The following is a 15853-nucleotide window of genomic DNA, read 5'->3' as shown; positions in this document are numbered from 1 at the left end:
GGGACGGTCAGGCGACGCCCGCCTGGGCACGGCGAAGGGCCGTGCCGGGTGCGAAGATCTCGTCGTCGACATAGAGCAGGGCGCGCATCATGCAGCCTTCGCGGATGAGCGGCACCTCGTTGGGCATGGTGTCGAAGGAGATCGCCCTGGAGTGGGTGCCGCCCGCCGTCTTGGCGATCGCGGACCGCACATATGGCTCCATGACATCGAAGGCGGTGGCGCCGACGCCGACGAAGGCAAGCGGGGCGGGGTCGAAGAGCGCGAACATGGAGCCGAGGCCGAAGCCGATCGCCTCGCCCGCCTTGCGGAAGGCTTCCCGCTCCGGGCCGTCATGGTCGCGGGCGGCATCGGCCAGGGCGATGATGTCCTCGTCCGAGAGGTCGGCGAGCGGTTCGGCGTTCTCGTCGCCGAGCCTGGCGTTGCGCCAGATCGCGTAGTTGCCGGCATAGGCCTCGATGCAGCCGCGCCGGCCGCAGCGGCAGAGCGCGCCGTCGGGGCGGTGGATCATGTGGCCGAACTCCGCGCCCGAGGACTGGGTGCCGGTGAAGAGCTCGCCCTTGACGACCAGCCCCATGCCGATGCCGTGCGAGAGCAGGATGGCGATGAAGTCGTCGCGATAGCGCGAGGGGTCGCGCCAGCGCAGCGCCTCAGCGATCATGTTGCAGTCGTTCTCGACCGTCACCGGCACGCCGAATTCCTGCTCCAGCCGGTCGGCGAAGGGAATGTCGTCGTGCGGCGTGATGGGCGACCACAGGAGCTTGCGGGAGCCCGAATCGGTGACGCCCTGGACGGCCACGGCGATGCGCAGCACCGTGCCCGCGGCCTCGCCGCAACGTTCGGTCAGCCTGCGCACCATGCCGATGCACTCCTCGACCAGGGCTTCGGCCTGCATGCGCTGGGTGACGAGGCGGCGGGTCTCGGCGACGATGGTGTTGCCGGCATAGTCGATGACGGCGGCCGAAAGGCTGTTGAGCGAGAGCACCACCGCCACGATGGTCGCGGCGCCGGGATCGAGCGCCAGGCCGACCTGGGGCCTGCCGCGCTTCAGGAGCGCGGGCTCGCTACCCTTCGATTCCGCCAGGATGCCTTCGGCGATGAGGTCGGAGGAAATGGTGGAGATGGTCGAATGGCTGAGGCCGGTGGTCGCCGCGATCTCGGTGCGCGACGGCTGGCCGGCGCGGCGCACCGCGGAAATGACCATGGCGCGGTTGCGCTTCCTGAGATCGTCGTGACGAATTCCGACCGACATGAGTTCGCTTCCTCCCGGCGAAGAGTCGCCATGGTGACCGGAGGGCAGGCTGACTCTCACGCATTATTGATTGTGACAGAAGCCAAACCAAATGTCTTTATTTATTTCGTGATCCGAAAAAAATAGGGAGGCCAGTTGAAAGGCGGTTGACACCGGTCGACCGTTGATACAGTATTTTTTCGAGGCTCGAAAAAAAGAGCTTCTCCAAGGGCTATGGCAAAAGCAGCGCGCCCGAGGGCGCAGGGAGGAAATCATGAAGAAGTTTACGACCGCCATCCTGGCGGGTGTCGCCATGACTCTGTCGCTGTCGGCCGTCGCCGAAGCCAAGGGCAAGGTCATCGGCGTGTCCTGGTCCAACTTCCAGGAGGAGCGCTGGAAGACCGACGAGGCGGCGATGAAGGCGGCGATCGAGGCGGCCGGCGACAAGTACATCTCGGCCGACGCGCAGTCCTCCGCGGCCAAGCAGCTGACCGACGTCGAGAGCCTGATCAGCCAGGGCGCCAACGCGCTCATCATCCTGTCGCAGGACGCCTCGGCCATCGGCCCCGCCGTCGAGAAGGCGCTTGCCGAAGGCATTCCGGTGGTCGGCTATGACCGCCTGATCGAGAACAAGGACGTCTTCTACCTGACCTTCGACAACAAGGAAGTGGGCCGCATGCAGGCCGCCGAAGTGTTCAAGGTCAAGCCCGAGGGCAATTACGTCTTCATCAAGGGCTCGTCGGCCGACCCGAACGCCGACTTCCTGTTCTCCGGGCAGATGGAAGTGCTGAAGGCGGCGGTGGACGCCGGCAAGATCAAGAGCGTCGGCGAAGCCTATACCGACGGCTGGCTGCCGGCGAACGCGCAGAAGAACATGGAGCAGTTCCTGACCACCAACGACAACAAGGTCGACGCGGTGGTGGCTTCGAACGACGGCACCGCCGGCGGCGCGATCGCGGCACTGCAGGCGCAGGGCCTGGCCGGCTCGGTGCCGGTTTCGGGCCAGGACGGCGACCATGCCGCCCTCAACCGCGTCGCGCTCGGTACCCAGACGGTGTCGGTGTGGAAGGACGCGCGCGAACTTGGCAAGAACGCGGCCGAGATCGCCTCGCAGCTCGCCGACGGCAAGAAGATGGAAGAGATCCCCAACGTCCAGAAGTTCACCACGCCCGGCGGCAACGAGACCAACTCGGTGTTCCTCAAGCCGGTTCCGATCACCAAGGACAACCTGAACGTCGTCATCGACGCCGGCTGGGTTGCCAAGGACGTGGTCTGCCAGGGCGTCGCCGCCGGTTCCGTGGCGGCCTGCAACTGACGACGGGCTCCGGCCCGAAGAGCGAGCGCCGTGGCCCCGAGGGCCGCGGCGCATCAGCAAGCCGCGCCACGCGCCGGCCAGCAGATGCCGCAGTGCCTGCTCCAGTTCCATCCAACTGTCCTTTGACCTAGATTGAGTGCTCCGGCCGATCACACGATGGGCCGGACGGGAGGATATGATGACCGATACGACCTCAGGCGCGCCGGTCGACCGCGCGCGGGCCTCCGATCTGTCAGCGGTAGGCCGCTTCCTCAAGGCAACCGAACTCGACACGCGCATGCTCGGCATGGTGGGCGCGCTGCTGATCATCTGGATCGGCCTGCACCTGCTGTCGGGAGGCCTGTTCCTGACGCCGCGCAACCTGTGGAACCTGTCGGTCCAGTCGTCGTCGGTCGCGGTGATGGCGACCGGCATGGTGCTGGTGATCGTCACCCGCAACATCGACCTGTCGGTCGGATCGATCCTCGGCTTCGTCGGCATGGTGATGGGCGTGACCCAGGCCGAATTCCTGCCCCGGGTGCTCGGCCTGCCGCTCGGCGACCCGTGGATCTGGGTGATCGCGCTGGCCGCCGGCCTCGTCGTCGGCGCTGCGATCGGTGCGCTGCACGGCTTTCTCATCGCCTATCTCAGCATCCCGGCCTTCATCGTCACCCTCGGCGGCCTGCTGGTGTGGCGCGGCGCGGCATGGTGGATGACCAGCGGCCGCACCGTGGCGCCGATGGATGCGACCTTCCGGCTGATGGGCGGCGGCCCAGACGGGGCGATCGGCTCGACCTGGAGCTGGGTGATCGGCCTGGTCGCCTGCGCGGCGGTGGTGGTGATGCTGCTCAACGGCAGGCGCCAGCGCAAGCGCTTCAAGTTTCCGCTCAGGCCGGTCTGGGCCGAGTTCTTCCTCGGCGCGGTGACCTGCGCGGCCATCGTGGCCGCCGTCTGGGTCGTCAATTCCTATCCCTGGCCGGTCAACATCGTGCGCCGCTATGCCGAGGCCAACGGCATCGCCATTCCGGAGGGCGGCCTGTTCATCGCCCACGGCATCGCCATTCCGGTGCTGATCGCGATCGCCGTCGGCGTGGTCATGACCTTCATCACCACCCGCACGCGCTTCGGCCGCTACGTCTTCGCCATCGGCGGCAACCCCGAGGCGGCGGAACTCGCCGGCATCAACACGCGCTGGGTGGTGCTCAAGATCTTCATGGTGATGGGGCTGCTCGCGGCGGTCGCCTCGGCCATCTCCACCGCCCGCCTCAACGCTGCGACCAATGCGCAAGGCACGCTCGACGAACTGCTGACGATCGCCGCGGCGGTCATCGGCGGCACCTCGCTCGCCGGCGGCTCGGGCACCATCGCCGGGGCCATGCTGGGCGCGCTTCTGATGCAGTCGCTGCAGTCGGGCATGGTACTGCTCGGCATCGACACGCCGCTGCAGAACATCGTCGTGGGCCTGGTGCTCGTCGTCGCCGTCTGGCTCGACACCATCTATCGCAAGCGCATCTAGCCGGGAGCCAGGATCATGGAACAGACCCGCATTCCGCTCGTCGACCTCAGGAACATCTCCATCGCCTTCGGCGGCATCCGCGCCGTCGACGACGCCTCGGTCGACCTCTTCCCCGGTGAGGTCGTAGCCCTTCTCGGCCACAACGGCGCCGGCAAGTCGACGCTGATCAAGATTCTGTCGGGCGCCTACAAGCGCGACGGCGGCACGATCTTCGTCAATGGCGAGGAGGCGCATATCGCCAACCCGCGCGACGCCAAGAAATACGGCATCGAGACGATCTACCAGACGCTGGCGCTGGCCGACAACGTCGACGCCGCCGCCAACCTCTTCCTCGGGCGCGAGATCATGACCGCCTACGGCACGCTCGACGACGTCGCCATGGAGGCCGAGGCGCGCACGGTGATGGGCCGGCTCAACCCGCGCTTCCAGCGCTTCAAGGAGCCGGTGATGAAACTCTCCGGCGGCCAGCGGCAGTCGGTGGCGATCGCCCGCGCCATCCTGTTCAACGCGCGCATCCTGATCATGGACGAGCCGACCGCGGCACTCGGACCGCAGGAGACCGCGCAGGTGGGCGAACTGGTCAAGCAGCTCAAGGCCGACGGCATCGGCATCTTCCTGATCAGCCACGACATCCACGACGTGTTCGACCTCGCCGACCGGGTCTGCGTGATGAAGAACGGCCAGGTGGTGGGCACCGCCCGCACCCAGGACGTGACCAAGGACGAGGTGCTCGGCATGATCATCCTCGGCAAATGCCCGCCCGGCGCGATCCCGGGACCGGGGGCGATGCAGGCTGCCGCGGCCTAAGTCGCTCGCGGGGGGCCGGCGGCGCTGCCGCCAGGGCCCCTGGCCTGCCGGATCGCAGGGCCTGGGCATTCCCTCTCCCGAAGAACGTGCTTTAATGGGGGCGAGGGGAGACCGCAGGCCAGCTCGAGTTGAAGAGATATTTTCCGAGTCTCATTTTCACGGCCGTCACGCTGGTTGGGCTGGCGATGGCGGGGCTTGTCTATTTCGCCACGGTCGAGGCGGCGCGCATCAAGTTCCAGGCGGTCGCCGACGATGCGCTCAACCGCATCGAGGGCAGGGTGGAATTCGACCTGTCGCTGCTGCGGGCGACGCAGGCGATGTTCCTGTCGCAGCGCGGCGCGATCTCGCGCGACCAGTTCCGCACCTTCTTCGGCGCGCTCGACGTCACCCGCAACTTCTCGGGCCTGAGCGGCATCGGCCTCTTGCGGCTGGTGCGGCGCGGCGAGGAAGCCCAGGTCTCACACGAGCTGAAGCAGGGCTACGGCATCGACCGCACGCCCTTTCCGCCGTCGGATCGCGCCTGGCTCGCCCCGATCGTGCTGTTCGAACCCATGGACAGGGTCGGCCTCGACGCCATGGGCTACGACATGTTCACCGACGACGCGCGCCGCGCGGCGATCGATGCCGCGATGGCGGGCGGCGGCGAGCCCCGCGCCACTGGCCCGGTCCTGCTCGGTGCGATCACCGGCAATGCCAGCCCCCAATCCGGCATACTGGTCTTCGCGCGGCTCGATGGAGCGGACGGAGGGGCCGCGCCGCCGACGGGCCTCGTCTATGTCGCCTTCCGCACGGCGGAGCTGTTCCAGGCGGCGCTCGGCAAGGGGCCGCTGCTGCCGCTGACGGCGGAGGTGTTCGACGGTGCGCCGGCCGACGCCGGACTGCTTTTCCAGACGGCGACGCCGCCCGATGCCTCGTGGGGCGACGACTTCGTGGTGCGCCGCGAGACCACGGTCGCCGGCCGCGCGTGGACGATCCTGTTCAGGCCCACCACGGCCTTCGAGCCGCCGTCGCCGCGGGCGGCACCGATCATGCTGGGCATTTTCGGCCTGGTGCTGGCGGCAGCCATCGCGCTGGTCGCCCGCTACCAGCAGCGCGCCTATGAGACGGCCGCCAAGCTGCATAAGACGACGGAGAAGAGCCTGCTCGAGAAGGACCTGATGCTTCAGGAGATGAAGCACCGGATCAAGAACTCGATCGCCCGCGTGCTGGCCATGGCACGCCAGACGGCCGCCAACAGCCGCGACATCGACGAGTTTTCCGCGTCCTTCTCGGCCAGGCTGCAGGCCATGGCCGCCTCCCAGGACATGCTGACCAGGTCGCGCTGGCAGCGGGCCGACCTCGGCGAACTGCTCAGGATCGAGCTCGCCCAGGTGTTCGGCAAGGACCTGCCTGACGATGCCGTGGCAGGGCCGCCCGTGGAACTGGACGAAACCACGACGCAGGCGCTCGGCCTGACCTTCCACGAGCTGGCCACCAACGCGCTGAAGTATGGCGAGGCCGACATCTCCGGCGGCGACCTGAAGGTCGACTGGCGGGTGCAGGGCCAGGGCGCCGACAGGCGCCTGGTGCTCAACTGGCGGGAAAAGAACGGCAAGGGCGTGGAAGCGCCGCAGCGGACCGGCTTCGGCACGAAGCTGATCGACATGAACATCCGGCGCGAACTGGGTGGGCGAATCGACCGGCGCTATGCCGGAGAGGGGCTCACGGTCGAAATCGACATTCCCCATCCTGACTGACCGAAGCCTGCGCGAGGACCGGGGTCGACAGCCCGAGGCGATGCAGAAGTCCCGGAGGCCGGCATCGCCGGCCCCCGGGCGGTCGCTTGCGCTTAGATTAGTTGCAGCGGGCGGTGTAGAGCCGGCCGCGGCTGTCGCGGTATTCGCAGTAGCCGTTGCGCAGATTGCGCACCAGCAGGCCGGAGGCCGCGCCGACGGCGCCGCCAATCAGCGCACCCCTGCCGCCGCCGATGACGGCACCGGCCACGGCACCGACGCCGGCACCGGTCGCGACGTCGCGTTCGGTGGTGGTGCAGGCCGCCAGTGTGACCACGGCGACGAGCGCCAGAATTGCAGACTTCATATTTAAGGTCCTCTCACTTTAACAACGTCCCCGCCGATACTTATCGCATCGGCGAAATTTCCGAAATCGATTTTCGGAATACTGCACGTGGTTTCGGCGCCCGAGGCCTTCGGCGAGGCGGCACCGGCCGCGAATCCGTCAACGTTCGGGAACCTGGCCCGGCTTGCCGACGACCGCGACCATGTGCGAGACCTTGAGCTCGGCCTCGAGCGTGCCGTCGGCCCGGACGTTCCAGACGAGCTGATCGTAGTCGTCCTCCAGCGCCGGGTCGACCTCCAGGCACTTGCCGAACAGGCGCGGGTTCTGCGGCGCAAGGCTGCGCAGCGTGCCGGGCAGGGTCGCCTGGCAGTCCTCGTAGGCTTCGAACAGGGCGACAGGCGGCTCGACTTCGCGGCAGCCCGAAAGGTCTTGCGAACAGGACACCAGCAACAGCAGTGCAGCAATGTGTTCCATGGCCAACCACCTGGGCCAAGTAACGGCCCATCGGCCCGGAAGTTCCACGGTCGGCCGTACCTCAATCGGTTGAAGAGGGTTGGCTCGCGCGCCGGCGGCGGCTCAATCGAGCTCGTAGTTGGCCGAGGGCATGGCCAGCCGATAGCGAAGCTGGCCCGGGCCGATCTCGAGCTCGGCGCTGCCGCCGAGAGCCGTCGGCACGACGCGCTCCAGGGCGACGCTGCCGAACCGCTTCTGACGCGTCTGGAGATCGCCCGTCGTGTCGATCGCCTCGGTCCATTGCAGCGTCATCACCGCGCCGTCCTCGTGTTCCGAGCCGTCGATGACGGCGGTGATCTCGACGATCCCGTTCGACCGCGAAAGCGCGCCGTAGGAGACGGAGTTCACCGCCAGTTCGTGGATGGCGAGGCCGACATGCAGGGCGGCGTTGGGGTTGAGGTAAGGATCACGTCCGGAGAAGCTGATGGCGCGGGCAGTATCGACGCTGTAGCGCCCGATCTGGCCGATGGCGAGCTCGCGGAACCGCGCGCCGCGCCAGTTGGACGACGTCACCAGATCCTGGGACGCCGAGATCGACTGCAGCCGCCCGCGGAAACGCACCAGGAAGCCGTCGATCGAACCGGAATAGCGCCCGGTCTGGCTGGCGATGCTCTGGATGATGGCGAGCAGGTTCTTGGACCGGTGGCTCACCTCGCGCAGCAGCGCCTTCAGCGTCTGTTCGCGCCGCTTCTGCTCGGTCACCTCGACGACGGTGATGACGACGCCCTTCATGCGGCCGCGCGGCCCCCGGTCGGCATCGATCCAGATTTCGAACCAGCGCATGCCCGAGTCCGGGTCGGCAAGACTGACCTCCATCCCGTCGGGATTGCCGGTGGCGAGCACGTTCTGCTTGGCGGCGTCGAGGCGGTCGGCCTGCTGCGGAGGCAGCAGGCCGACGGCCTTGCCGTCCTTCTGCAAGGCTTCGGACCATGGCGGCTGGAGGTTGTGCGACCAGACCGTGCGCAGCTGGCGATCCTGATAGAGGACCGCGATGCCGGCATTGCGCAACGCATGCGGAAGCGCCGTATTCACCCTTGGAGGTGGAACGGCCTGCGAAGGAGAGGTGGTGGCCATGCAATCAAGACCCGCACTGCTCAGGCCTGCGCATATAACGGAAGGCCGGCGGAACGAGCCTGAAAGACACCGTCGCCGGCCGGTCGACCGCATGACCCGAAAGAGGTCCCGCCGGGCGGCGCCTCATTGCGAGAGCGCTACCCGGCGGTGCTGGAAACCGATTGAGGGGAGCGGCTTCCAGTTTCGGGTCAATTCTCCATGTTGCCGGCGTCACCCTGCGCGCCTGAAAAGGCCCGCGATCAAGGAAATGACCAGGAACGCCAGGAAGATGAAGAAGAGTATCTGTGCGATGCCGGCTGAGGTTCCGGCGATCCCGCCGAAACCGAGCGCGCCGGCGATTATCGCCACGACCAGAAATACAAGCGCCCAGTAAAGCATGATCTATCTCCTTCAAATGACGTCTAAAAAACGTGCCGCCCCTGCGATTGGTTCCCCGGACGGGCGGTAAAAAAAGCCTATGCGGCAGCTTTTGCTTGTCTGTCAAAGAACAATGCCTGGCTGATCAGCGCCTTGACCATTTCGGGATTGAACGGCTTGGTGACGAGGAAGGCCGGCTCGGGCCGTTCGCCGGTGAGAAGGCGCTCGGGGAAGGCGGTGATGAAGATCACCGGCAAGGGCCGCGAGGTCAGCATTTCGTTGACCGCGTCGATGCCCGAGCTGCCGTCGGCGAGCTGGATGTCGGCGAGGATCATCTTGGGATGCGTCCTGTGGAACAGCGCCGTGGCCTCGGTACGCGTGCGGGCGGTGCCGACCACGCGGTGGCCGAGGCTTTCGACCATCTCCTCGATGTCCATCGCGATCAGCGGCTCGTCCTCGATGATCAGGATGTCGGTTGCGACCTGGCGCGAGATCTCGGTGCTGGCTTCCTGGAGCAGACGGTCGAATTCGTCGTCCTCGACGCCGAGGATCTCGGCTGCTTCGACATCGGAGAAGCCTTCGACGGCAACCAGCAGGAAGGCCTGCCGCGGACGCGGGGCGACCGCCGCGAGGTTGGCCGCGGCACGCTGCTCCCAGCCGAGCGACGCCGTCTCCTGGGGTATGCGGATGGAGACCGACGTGAACAGGCGGGCAAACATCTGGTATAGCGCTATGCGGTCATTGGAGGCCGTAGGGAAAATCTCGATGTCGGCGATGATTGCCTCGAGCATTGCCGCGACCAGCGCGTCACCGCTCTCCTGGGAGCCCGACACTGCGCGCGAGAAGCGACGCAGATAGGGCAGATGCGGTGCAATTCGCGTGGAAAGGGTCATTTGTGGACGTCTCCCTCATGTGACGTTGCAGACCTTCGAAGAAAGCTTTCAACGTTTTGCGGTTGCGAAAGTTCCTCACATGGAACCTATCCCGTTCCCGGGAGTTTGATGCAGAATTCGGGCGACCGGACAAGGCTGTCACGTGGCCCCGATTCTGGGGGACAGCCTGTCGGCACAAAGGGCAAAGCACGTAAATGACAAGGCAGACAAGTGGCGCACGAAACGCCCAGCCGAACCGTCGGGGCGACGGAGACCTTCTGGGAACCAATTCCGAGATCGGCCGAAAACTCAAGCAATATTACGATGAGCTCGTGTCCGATGACGTGCCGGACCGCTTCGCCCAGTTGCTGAGCCAGCTGGAAGAGGCCGAACCCGCACAGCAGAAGGACTGATCCCGCATGGCAGCCACATCCGGCTTCAAGGCCGACCTGCTCGCCGCGATCCCCGGCCTGCGCGCCTTCGCCATGTCGCTCTCGCAGAATGCCGACCGGGCCGACGACCTGGTGCAGGAGACCCTGGTCAAGGCATGGGACAAACAGGCGAGCTTCCAGCCGGGCACCAATCTCAAGGCCTGGCTGTTCACCATCCTGCGCAACGAATTCTATTCGCAGATGCGCAAGCGCGGGCGCGAGGTCCAGGACAGCGACGGCATCATGACGGCGCGCCTGGCCGTGCATCCGAGCCAGCCGGGGCGCCTCGACCTCGAGGATTTCCGCAAGGCGCTGGAACAGCTGCCGGAGGACCAGCGCGAGGCGATCATCCTGATCGGCGCTTCGGGCTTCTCCTACGAGGAGGCGGCCGAGATCTGCGGCTGCGCCGTCGGCACGATCAAGAGCCGCGTCAGCCGCGCCCGCAACCGGCTGCAGGAAATCCTCGATATTTCGGGCGAGGCGGATTACGGCCCCGACGCGATCGCGGCCCAGGTGATGGGCTCAACCGTCGGCTGACCGCCCCCCGGCCGCGCCGCCGATGCTGGCCGCGACCGCGTCGACGAGATCGGCTCCGGAGTAGGGCTTGGTCACCAGCGCCACGCTGGGAAAGTTGGCGAAGATGTCGTCCTGACGGTCGTATCCCGAGGCAAAGACGAAGGGCACGGCATTGGCCTGCAGGGCGCGGGCGAAATCGAGCGTGGATTCGCCGCCGAGCATGACGTCGATGATGGCCGCGTCATAGCGAAGGGGCGTGGTCGCGGCCTCCCGCAGATTGCCGGCAACGAAGACGTCCAAGGCCCCGCTTTCGCGGCAAAGCTGCTCGACGTCCAGGGCGATGATGGCCTCGTCCTCGAGCACAAGGATACGCAGTCCAGAAAGCTGGGAAGGCACGTCGCGGACACTCCGTGGAAGCGAATCAAACCATGGCGGCAGTCGCCGATGTTGTCATTTAAAAAAGACATCCCGGATGAAGCGTGCGCGACCCCGCCATGGGAACCTTCGGCGCCGCGCGTGCGTTGGCCGGCATGGATCAGGAGGCACCGCTGAAAGGACAGGGCGAGACGAGCCGGATAGCGCGGCAGGTTACGTGCGAACGGTGTCCGCTCAGGCCGCTGCCGGTGTTCAGGCCGTTCGAGAAGCGCGAACTCGCATTCGTCAACGAATTCAAGCGCGGCGAGTTGTCCGTCGACAGGGGCGCGACGCTGCTCGCGGAAGGCAGCCACAGCGCGCATCTGTTCACCGTGCTTTCGGGCTGGGGCTTTCGCTACAAGCTGCTGGCGGACGGGCGCAGGCAAATCCTCAACTACGTCCTGCCCGGCGACATGATCGGGCTGCAGGGCAGCCTCATGGGCGAGATGCAGCATTCCGTGGAGGCCCTGTCGCCGATGCTCCTGTGCATGTTCGAGCGCGACCGGCTGATGGAACTCTACAGGGACCATCCGGGCCTCGCCTACGACGTCACCTGGATCGCGGCGCGGGAGGAACGCATGCTGGACGAGAACCTGCTCAGCGTCGGGCGCCGTTCCGCCCTGGAGCGCGCTGCCTACCTGCTCGCCTTCATCGCAAGCCGGGCAGGCAAGGTCGGAATGAACGGGAACGGCGGCACCGACATTCCCATCACCCAGCAGCACATCGCCGACACGCTCGGGCTTTCGCTGGTGCACACCAACAAGACGATCCGGAGGCTGATCGACCGCAAGCTGGTGCGGTGGGGCGACGGCGGCTGCAGGCTGCTGGACGTCGAGGGCCTGATGCGGCTGGCCGGCTGGAGTGGCCTCGACGAAGGCGTGCGCCCGCTGCTCTGAGCCTCAGCGTACGTATTTGCGGTCGAGTTCGTCGACGCCCCAGTTCACGCCGGGCACGACGTTGCGGATCACGGCGTAGACGACCAGCAGCGCCGGAATGGCGATGAAGCCGCCGAGCGCACCCCACAGCCAGATCCAGAAGGCCAGCGCGAGCAGCACGACGAAAGGGTTGAGGGTCATGGTCCTGCCGATGACGAGCGGCGTGACGAACTGGCCCTCGATGGTGTTCACCGCGAGATAGAGCACCACCGGCATGAGGCCGGCGCCGAGACTGTCGAACTCGGCCATGCCGACCGCAAACAGCACCGCGACCATGATCAGCGGACCGACGAAGGGAACGAAGTTGGTGATGATGGCAAGCGCTGCCCACAGCGGCGCCGAGGGCACCCCCAGCAGCGCCAGGCCGATGCCGACCGCGACACCCTCGAGGATGTTGATGATGGTGATCGACACCAGGTACTGCGACACCAGCTGTTCGACGTCGCGAAAGATATGGGCGACGCGCCAGCGCAGGCGGCGGTTGAAGCAGAGCCTCAGGATGGCCGTCCTGGTCTGGTAGCGGGTGGCGACGAAGAAATAGAGGCTCGCAAGGAACAGCAGCACCTGGGCGATGTAGGCCGGAGCGAGCGCGGCCACGGTTTCGACGCTCATGCCGTCGTTGACCGAGACGGCGACACCATCCTCTCCCGCCAGCTTGCGCAGCTGGTCGCGCATCTCGCGCAGCGAATCGAGCGATCCCTTGAGGTCGGCCAACTGAATCGAGAGCTGCGCCCAGATCTGAGGCAGGCGCTGCAGCCAGAAGCGAAGCGGCGAGGCCACGGCAAACGCGAAAGCGCCGACGCACACGACGAAGACCAGCACGACGATGATTGCCGAAAGCGCCGGTGGGACACGCTTGCGCTCGAGGCGGACGGCGAGCGGACCGAGCATCAGCCCGATGACGATGCCGAGCCCGATCGGAGCAAGGATGAACTCTCCGGCATGCAGCGCAAAGATCGCCGCGAGGAAACCGATGAAGATCGCCGACACCTGCGAGCCGCGCACAAGCAGCAGCTCGAAGTTCGACTTTGGCGGCAGGCGGAGAATGGGCGCCTTCTTGACGGTACGGTTCGACATCTCGACCTTTCATCCGAATGAGGCTGGAAAAACGTGTTTTGGTCGGCGATGGTTCCTGTCGGCAGGGAACCGAGCGTTGCATCGGGCGTTTCGCAACCAGCCAACGAAAAGGAGCACGAGGTCATGGCGACAGCCGCTGGAAAAACCGGAAACGGAATGAAGTCGACGCCTGATCTCGAGGCTGACATCAAGCAACTGAGGGCCGACATCGAGGCGCTGGCCAAGCAACTGGCGAAGACCGGCGAGCACGGCTACGGCACGGCGAAGCGGGCTGCGCTGAGGGGCGCCGACGAACTGAAGACCCAGGGCGACGCGGCGATAGAAGCATTGCGCGCCAACGCCAGGGATATCGAGGACCAGGTGCTGACCAGCGTGCGCGAAAAGCCGGTGACGTCGCTGGCGATCGCCGCCGGTATCGGTTTCCTCGTCGCGCTTCTGGCGCGTCGCTAGGGCGGCGGGTACTCCGACGAATGCAGGTCAGCTGTTCTAGCTGTTTTTCTTAGACCCGGGGGCTTCATGCTGGCATCCCTTATCGCGGATCTCGCCTCGTCCGAGGCGGCACATTCACTGCGGCGGGCGCGACGTTCGGCCATGGCCTATCTCGCCGCGGGGTTCGCGGCGCTATGCGGCTTGGGTTTCCTCGTCGCCGCCGCATTCATCTGGGCGGCCCGGACATACGGCGACATCGAGGCCGCCATCGGGTTCGGCGTCGGCCTGCTGGTGCTGGCCGGACTGATCCTGCTGCTGCATCGGCTGCTCGCCGACGTACGGTCGCGCAACGACAGGCGCAGGCGCCGGTCGGAAGTGGCGACGCTCGGGATCGCGGCCGCGGCCGCGGTGGTGCCGTCGCTGCTGCGCAGCAAGGGCGGCATCGGCGCGCTGCTCGGGCCGCTGGTGGCGCTCGTCGCCTACCAGATCTACCGCGAGAATCGTGGCCCCGCCGACGACGACGATGACGGCGTCTCGGGCGACTGAGCTTCCTGCCTGCCTATATCCGACGCCAGCGGCATCGATACCTGTGCCCTGACGCCTTCCGGCAGATATTCGTGGCGGACCTCGCTGGAGATGACCTTGGCCAGGCCGCGGCGGATGAGGATGGAACCGAAGCCGTGATGGGTCGGGGGCGAGACTTCCGGTCCGCCGTTTTCGGTCCAGTCGAGCGCCAGCCGCCGTTCGCCCTTGCCGCCCTGGATCACCCACGACACCGCCACCCTGCCGGCAGGGACCGAGAGCGCGCCGTATTTCAGCGCATTGCTCGCCAGTTCATGCAGGACCAGCGCGAGCCCGAGGGTCTGGTCGGGGTCGAGCAGCACGTCCTGGCCGATGATCGAGATGCGCGGCGCATCCGCCTCGTCGAAGGGTGACAGCTCGAGCCGCGCCAGCTCGCGGATGCCGATGCCGCGCCATTCGTGATCCGACAACAGGCCGTGGGCGAGGCCGAGCGCACGCAGGCGCTCGCTGAAGGCGTCGAGGAACTGGCGCGGTTCGCGCGCGTGGCGCACGGTCTGCGTGGCCAGCGCCTGGACGGTGGCAAGCGTGTTCTTGACCCGGTGATTGAGCTCGCGCAGCAGCAGGCGCTGCCGTTCCTCGGCCGTGTGGCGCTCGGTGATGTCGTAGTTGACGCCGAAGACCAGCGTGGGCCTGCCCGCCGCGTCGCGCTCGACCACCCGGCCGCGGGCGGCGAGCCAGCGGGGCGGCTCGATGCCCCTGACCCGGTATTCGCCCGAGTAGTCGTCGTTGCCCGCCAGCGCATCCCTGAACGTCCTGCGCGTCCGCTCGACGTCGCGACGGTCGATGGCGACGAGGATGTCGCGCGCCCGCATCTGGGTGGCCGGAGGCCGGTTGAACAGCCCCGGCAGCAGCGTGTCGCATTCGACGATGCCGGTCCGCGGATCCCAGACCCAGCTTGCCAGCTGCGCCGCCTCGAGCGCGATGGCCCGGCGCTTCTCGGCATGCGTCAGCGCAGCCTCCGCTCGCGCGCCGGCGAGGGAGCGGTCGCGCAAAGCAAGCAGGCCGGAAACGAGTGCGGCGATCGCCTCCAGTTGGCCCCGCCTCGCAGCCTCCGGCTCCGGGCGTTTGATGCGATCCAGGACGAGCAGGCTTCCCGCCGGGCGCCCCGCGACCATCACCGGGACATCGACGCGGAAGGGGAAGGCTGCTGGGGGGGCCAAGGCGCCCTCGGTGGCCAGGGCCGCAACGTCGACCGTGGCCAGGCCGAAGCGCGCAGCGGCCGTGCGGCCGCCGCGGTCGTCCGGCAACAGCAGCAACGCCGCCGGCGTGTCCGCCACGGCGGCGGCCAGGCCGGTCAGCCTGTCCAGATCCGGATCGGGGGGGCCGTCGGCCGCTTGCGGCGGACGGCCTGCTCCGTCCTCGGCCGGTCCCCCGCCGGTCGTTGCGTCGTCGTCTGTAGCCATTGCTCTGAGCCTCGCCGTCAAACTAGCGGCGCGGCGCGTGCTTGGAAAGTCTCGGCGGCAGCGCCCGGGAACCAGGCCGCTGTGCCACCGTTAGCCCTAGCTTGCACAGGCAAGGAGAAGGCCATGACCAAGATCATCCCGGGTTGGAAGGCTCGCCAGGGCAACCGAGGCCGACAGGTGCTGCTGGTCCTGGTGGCCGCGCTGCTGCTGGCGGCCGCGGCATGGGCCGGGGCGGAATTCCATGGCGAGGTCATCGACCAGAACGCCGAGCAGACGACCGACGCACCCGGCTAACCCGGCAAATTCAAACGGGTTTTGACGATCCGGCGGGCGTGCCGGACAAGATC

General features: G+C 66.9%; 19 protein-coding genes. 10 read left to right on the top strand and 9 right to left on the bottom strand.

Features of this window, described 5'->3' with window-relative positions; translation table 11 throughout:
• Positions 1–7: 7 nt before the first annotated feature.
• The gene (locus PV773_RS19150) at positions 8–1249 is read right to left on the bottom strand and encodes an ROK family protein (protein ID WP_347967881.1); all 1242 of its coding nucleotides are present in this window, start codon (positions 1247–1249) and stop codon (positions 8–10) included.
• A gap of 253 nt (positions 1250–1502) precedes the next feature.
• Here PV773_RS19150 and xylF point away from each other — a divergent pair, with 253 nt between their 5' ends.
• The 4 genes from xylF to PV773_RS19130 all read left to right on the top strand — a co-directional run bounded on the left by xylF (position 1503) and on the right by PV773_RS19130 (position 6581).
• Positions 1503–2543, top strand: a complete 1041-nt coding sequence (gene xylF / locus PV773_RS19145; RefSeq protein WP_340037805.1) for a D-xylose ABC transporter substrate-binding protein — start codon at positions 1503–1505, stop codon at positions 2541–2543.
• Between the two features lie 178 nt (positions 2544–2721).
• Positions 2722–4038 (top strand): sugar ABC transporter permease, encoded by a 1317-nt coding sequence (locus tag PV773_RS19140; RefSeq protein WP_347967880.1) that lies wholly within the window; start codon positions 2722–2724, stop codon positions 4036–4038.
• 15 nt (positions 4039–4053) lie between these two features.
• Positions 4054–4845: an ATP-binding cassette domain-containing protein gene (locus PV773_RS19135; RefSeq protein WP_347967879.1), complete on the top strand. Its 792-nt coding sequence runs from the start codon at positions 4054–4056 to the stop codon at positions 4843–4845.
• Positions 4846–4973: 128 nt separating this feature from the next.
• Positions 4974–6581, top strand: a complete 1608-nt coding sequence (locus PV773_RS19130) for a CHASE domain-containing protein (protein WP_347967878.1) — start codon at positions 4974–4976, stop codon at positions 6579–6581.
• Between the two features lie 97 nt (positions 6582–6678).
• Here the strand turns inward: PV773_RS19130 and PV773_RS19125 are convergent, their stop codons facing one another.
• The 5 genes from PV773_RS19125 to PV773_RS19105 form a co-directional block, all read right to left on the bottom strand.
• On the bottom strand, positions 6679–6924 hold the full coding sequence (locus tag PV773_RS19125) for a YMGG-like glycine zipper-containing protein (RefSeq protein WP_340037801.1): 246 nt from the start codon (positions 6922–6924) through the stop codon (positions 6679–6681).
• A 138-nt stretch (positions 6925–7062) separates the two neighbouring features.
• The gene (locus PV773_RS19120; protein ID WP_347967877.1) at positions 7063–7377 is read right to left on the bottom strand and encodes a hypothetical protein; all 315 of its coding nucleotides are present in this window, start codon (positions 7375–7377) and stop codon (positions 7063–7065) included.
• 102 nt (positions 7378–7479) lie between these two features.
• A complete protein-coding gene (locus PV773_RS19115) occupies positions 7480–8448 on the bottom strand; it encodes a sensor histidine kinase (RefSeq protein ID WP_347967876.1) in 969 nt (322 codons plus the stop codon).
• A gap of 252 nt (positions 8449–8700) precedes the next feature.
• Entirely contained in the window at positions 8701–8868 is a 168-nt protein-coding gene (locus tag PV773_RS19110; protein WP_269931296.1) for a DUF1328 domain-containing protein, read from the bottom strand.
• 77 nt (positions 8869–8945) lie between these two features.
• The gene (locus PV773_RS19105) at positions 8946–9740 is read right to left on the bottom strand and encodes a response regulator (protein ID WP_347967875.1); all 795 of its coding nucleotides are present in this window, start codon (positions 9738–9740) and stop codon (positions 8946–8948) included.
• Positions 9741–9934: 194 nt separating this feature from the next.
• Between PV773_RS19105 and PV773_RS19100 the strand changes: the two genes are divergently transcribed.
• Together PV773_RS19100 and PV773_RS19095 are read left to right on the top strand one after the other, a co-directional pair.
• A complete protein-coding gene (locus tag PV773_RS19100; RefSeq protein WP_340037797.1) occupies positions 9935–10132 on the top strand; it encodes a NepR family anti-sigma factor in 198 nt (65 codons plus the stop codon).
• Between the two features lie 6 nt (positions 10133–10138).
• On the top strand, positions 10139–10687 hold the full coding sequence (locus PV773_RS19095; protein ID WP_340037796.1) for an RNA polymerase sigma factor: 549 nt from the start codon (positions 10139–10141) through the stop codon (positions 10685–10687).
• Here PV773_RS19095 and PV773_RS19090 read toward each other — a convergent pair.
• The gene (locus PV773_RS19090) at positions 10673–11062 is read right to left on the bottom strand and encodes a response regulator (protein ID WP_347967874.1); all 390 of its coding nucleotides are present in this window, start codon (positions 11060–11062) and stop codon (positions 10673–10675) included. The two genes, PV773_RS19095 and PV773_RS19090, sit on opposite strands and share 15 nt — an antisense overlap.
• A gap of 134 nt (positions 11063–11196) precedes the next feature.
• Here PV773_RS19090 and PV773_RS19085 point away from each other — a divergent pair, with 134 nt between their 5' ends.
• Positions 11197–11976 carry a Crp/Fnr family transcriptional regulator gene (locus PV773_RS19085; RefSeq protein ID WP_347967925.1) on the top strand — a complete coding sequence of 260 codons (780 nt, stop codon included), beginning with the start codon at positions 11197–11199 and terminating at the stop codon, positions 11974–11976.
• Between the two features lie 3 nt (positions 11977–11979).
• Here the strand turns inward: PV773_RS19085 and PV773_RS19080 are convergent, their stop codons facing one another.
• Positions 11980–13092: an AI-2E family transporter gene (locus PV773_RS19080; RefSeq protein ID WP_347967873.1), complete on the bottom strand. Its 1113-nt coding sequence runs from the start codon at positions 13090–13092 to the stop codon at positions 11980–11982.
• A gap of 123 nt (positions 13093–13215) precedes the next feature.
• On the opposite strand from PV773_RS19080, the gene PV773_RS19075 reads away from it, so the two are divergent.
• Together PV773_RS19075 and PV773_RS19070 are read left to right on the top strand one after the other, a co-directional pair.
• Positions 13216–13542, top strand: coding sequence for a hypothetical protein (locus tag PV773_RS19075; RefSeq protein WP_347967872.1), 327 nt, complete (start codon positions 13216–13218; stop codon positions 13540–13542).
• Between the two features lie 66 nt (positions 13543–13608).
• Positions 13609–14067 (top strand): hypothetical protein, encoded by a 459-nt coding sequence (locus tag PV773_RS19070; RefSeq protein WP_347967871.1) that lies wholly within the window; start codon positions 13609–13611, stop codon positions 14065–14067.
• On the opposite strand, the gene PV773_RS19065 is transcribed toward PV773_RS19070, so the two are convergent.
• Positions 14010–15506, bottom strand: a complete 1497-nt coding sequence (locus PV773_RS19065) for an HWE histidine kinase domain-containing protein (RefSeq protein ID WP_347967870.1) — start codon at positions 15504–15506, stop codon at positions 14010–14012. The two genes, PV773_RS19070 and PV773_RS19065, sit on opposite strands and share 58 nt — an antisense overlap.
• 123 nt (positions 15507–15629) lie before the next feature.
• Here PV773_RS19065 and PV773_RS19060 point away from each other — a divergent pair, with 123 nt between their 5' ends.
• Positions 15630–15800, top strand: a complete 171-nt coding sequence (locus tag PV773_RS19060) for a hypothetical protein (protein ID WP_347967869.1) — start codon at positions 15630–15632, stop codon at positions 15798–15800.
• Positions 15801–15853: the final 53 nt, after the last annotated feature.

The organism is Mesorhizobium sp. CC13, assembly GCF_039907765.1.
In the GTDB taxonomy this organism is placed as follows: domain Bacteria; phylum Pseudomonadota; class Alphaproteobacteria; order Rhizobiales; family Rhizobiaceae; genus Aminobacter.
The sequence above is the reverse complement of the archived record's forward strand: the minus strand, read 5'-3'. Positions and strand labels throughout refer to the sequence as shown.